Genomic DNA, 3,096 nt, shown 5'->3' with positions numbered 1-3,096 from the left:
CGTTCAGAGACCGGTCAAAGTGTTTTGGGCAGCACCGCTGAAATGCGCGTGCCATCGCCTTCGGTGCTGGACACCGTCAGCCGTCCGCCTGCGGCTTCGACGCGATGGCGCATGCCGGCAAGGCCATGGCTTCCCGGGCCCACGCTCTCAAGCTTGAAGCCTTTGCCGTTATCTTTGACTTCTACCGTGATGTAGCTGTCGAAGTTGTGAAGGCTGATCTCGGCTTGCCTGGCTTCTGCGTATTTGCCGATGTTTGTCAGTGACTCCTGCACCAGCCGGTAGATGGTCAGCTGCGCCGAGCCGCCGAGTTCCACAGGCTCCAGATCGGTGGTGATGGAGAGTCCGGAGCGTTCTTCAAACTCGCGTGCGAGGATCTCGAGAGAGGCGACCAGGCCCAGATGCGACAGCGAGGACGGCCGGAGGTCTTCGACAATGCGGCGTTTCAGCGCAATGCCGCTGTTCAGCGTGTTGGTCAGGTGCGTCAGCCGCTCAGCCGCTTCCGGCAGATTGCCTGCCAGGCGGGATTTCAATCGGGCCACATCCAGTTTCGCGGCGGTCAAAAGCGCGCCCAGTTCGTCATGCAGTTCACGCGCGAGGTGGCCGCGTTCGTCCTCGCGCACATTTTGCAGGTGGGTAGCCAGCTCGGCCAGGTTGGCGGTTCTTTCACGTACCTGTATTTCGAGGAAGTCGCGCTCGCGTTGCAGGGATTCCTGCTCGCGCCGGCCGGAAGCAAGCAGCGCCTTGGTTTGAAGGAGGTACATGTAAAAAGCCAGCAAGCCCGCCAAAGCCATGGCCGCAATGCCGATGCGGGAGAGCTCCAGCGCCTTCTTGATCTGAACCTGCCCCTGCTCCATTTTGCTGACGCTGTTGGAGGCCAGTTTCGCGGACTGCGCGCGAATCGCCTCCATATGCTCTTTCCCTACGTCCGTGGTCAGGACAAATTTCCAGGCGTCCTCGTTGCCTTCCTTGCGCATGCGCACGCTCAGGTCCATTTCGGCCAGCTTGCGCGAAACATGCCTGGACATGACGCCGAACTCTGAAAGTTGATCCTGGTAAGGGGTGAACAGCCGGCGCAAGGCATCCAGGTTCTGGTCGATATCGGCCAGGGCGGAGTTGTAGGGCTCGAGATATCGAACGTCGCCGGTCAGCAGGTAGCCGCGCTGCCCGGTTTCCGCATCCAGCATGTGCTGCATCAACCGGTTGATGGCGCCGCGGGTTTGCTGGGCCTCTTCAATACTGGCGGCCGCCTCTGTGGATTTCTGGAAGCTAGCCTCGTTAATGAAGATAAGAATGGCGGCAGCCAGCACCGCCAGGGGCAGGCTGATGGCCATTTTTGGGATCGCAAATCGTTTCACGGCAAACTCCGWTCAGTCATTTGGTGAAAATTTCGTCAATAATGAACACTGAAAATCAATGCGGATGTCCTGCAGGCCATCTTTTTCATTGCGTTGCCCGCTTGCGCAGACCTTATAGAAAGACAGCGACATGATCAAAATTGGAATTGTGGACGACCATGCCATTGTGCGTTCTGGACTCAAACAGTTTTTTTCCGACCAGGTGGACCTGCGTGTCGTGGGAGAAGCCGGCAGTGGCCGTGAGGCAATTGATCTGGTGCGTAACGTTGAGCTGGATATTCTGGTCATGGACTTGTCCATGCCTGGGCAAAGCGGCATCGATGCGCTGGCCATGATTCGCGCCAAGGCGCCTGATGTCGGCATCCTCATTCTGAGCGGCTATCCTGAAGAGCACTATGCGGTCAACCTGATTCGCCAGGGCGCCAGCGGCTACCTGAACAAGGAATGCGATCCATCCGAGATTGTGGATGCGATTCGTGTGATTTCTCTTGGCAAACGCTACATTACCCCGGCGGTGGCAGAGCTCCTTGCGCAGCAGCTGAACCGGCCCAACGACGTGGCTTCCCACGAACAATTGTCCGAGCGGGAGTTCCAGGTTTTTCTCAAGCTGGCCAAGGGTGAAACCGCAGGCGACATTGCCAAGGCGCTTTCGCTGAGCGTGAAAACCGTGAGCACCTACAGGACGCGTGTCATGGAAAAAATGAGCCTGTCCTCCAACAGCGACCTGACCTACTACGCGCTCAAGAACAAGCTGATCGATTGAGTTCAATCTGAAATGGTGCTCTGCTGGATGCAATAGTCCACCAGGGCATCGATTTCGTTGGACTTGTCAAAAACGGCATCGACACCGAGCTGGGCACATCTCTGGCGGATGTCTGCAGTGGCGTAATTGCTGAGGACGACGACTTTTTGCGTGGCGGGGCGGTCACGGCAGGCAGCCAGCACACCCAAACCGCTTCCCTGTTTCAGAAACAGGTCAACAATCGCCAAATCCCAATCGCCGCTGTTCTCGACAAGCCAGGCCTTGCCTTCGTTTTCAGTTTCGGCGGTGCCTACCGCGTCAATGCCTGCCAATTCCTCAAGCGTCCCGATCAGATTCTCTCGAATGGTGGGATTGTCTTCTACGATGTACGTTTTCAGTCTCACTGCTCGGGTCCAGGTGGGAAGGCTACGTGCTTCTCGGAAATATTACAAAAGGCTCAAGAACGCGGTGTCCTTGTTTCCTAATGTATCTTTTTATTGTGGCCCATTCTGCCAGTGACCAAGGGCAGTGCCTGTAGGAGGTTTCCTACGACCCGCTCGAAAAAACTGTAGGCACATGCCCACAGCGTCTTATGGCGCTTGCCGACTGTCCTGTGGGGTGAGCTGACGCACATTTGATTCACTGTAGTTCAACGCGCTTGTAAGGGTGATGGACATTGCTGGCAGCCGCGCATTGTTGGCCATTACAGACTGCCCTTGCAATGGTTTGAACGATTCCTCTCCAGCACATGAACAACGTCTTGTCCTCATCGCCTCTTCTGCGTAGAACACTCATCGGCATTGCCGTATTGGCGGTGATTCTGGTGCTGGTTGCGGTGTTTTTCCCTTGGGACGTGCTTCGTGGCCCGATCAATCGTCACGTATCCGAGCAACTCGGAAGGCGTTTTGAAATTACCCGGCACCTGTCGGTGCAGCTCGGACGTACTGCCACGGTCAAGGCCGACGGGGTGGAAATAGCCAACCCCGAATGGGCCAGCAA

4 protein-coding genes are annotated in these 3,096 nt (G+C 56.8%); 2 read left to right on the top strand and 2 right to left on the bottom strand.

The features are described 5' to 3' along the window. Positions 1-14 precede the first annotated feature (14 nt). On the bottom strand, positions 15-1,355 hold the full coding sequence (locus tag AC1DWI_RS17855; RefSeq protein WP_477669808.1) for a sensor histidine kinase: 1,341 nt from the start codon (positions 1,353-1,355) through the stop codon (positions 15-17). Between the two features lie 130 nt (positions 1,356-1,485). Between AC1DWI_RS17855 and AC1DWI_RS17850 the strand changes: the two genes are divergently transcribed. Beyond that, positions 1,486-2,118: a response regulator gene (locus tag AC1DWI_RS17850; RefSeq protein ID WP_007867910.1), complete on the top strand. Its 633-nt coding sequence runs from the start codon at positions 1,486-1,488 to the stop codon at positions 2,116-2,118. Between the two features lie 2 nt (positions 2,119-2,120). Here the strand turns inward: AC1DWI_RS17850 and AC1DWI_RS17845 are convergent, their stop codons facing one another. Beyond that, positions 2,121-2,501, bottom strand: coding sequence for a response regulator (locus AC1DWI_RS17845; protein ID WP_477669807.1), 381 nt, complete (start codon positions 2,499-2,501; stop codon positions 2,121-2,123). A gap of 344 nt (positions 2,502-2,845) precedes the next feature. On the opposite strand from AC1DWI_RS17845, the gene AC1DWI_RS17840 reads away from it, so the two are divergent. Further along, a partial coding sequence (locus AC1DWI_RS17840) for an AsmA family protein (RefSeq protein ID WP_477725343.1) occupies positions 2,846-3,096 on the top strand: 251 nt, incomplete at its 3' end.

This window comes from Polaromonas sp. P3_C2 (genome assembly GCF_056402675.1).
Note: the sequence above shows the minus strand (reverse complement) of the source record. Positions and strands in the feature narration are given on the sequence as shown.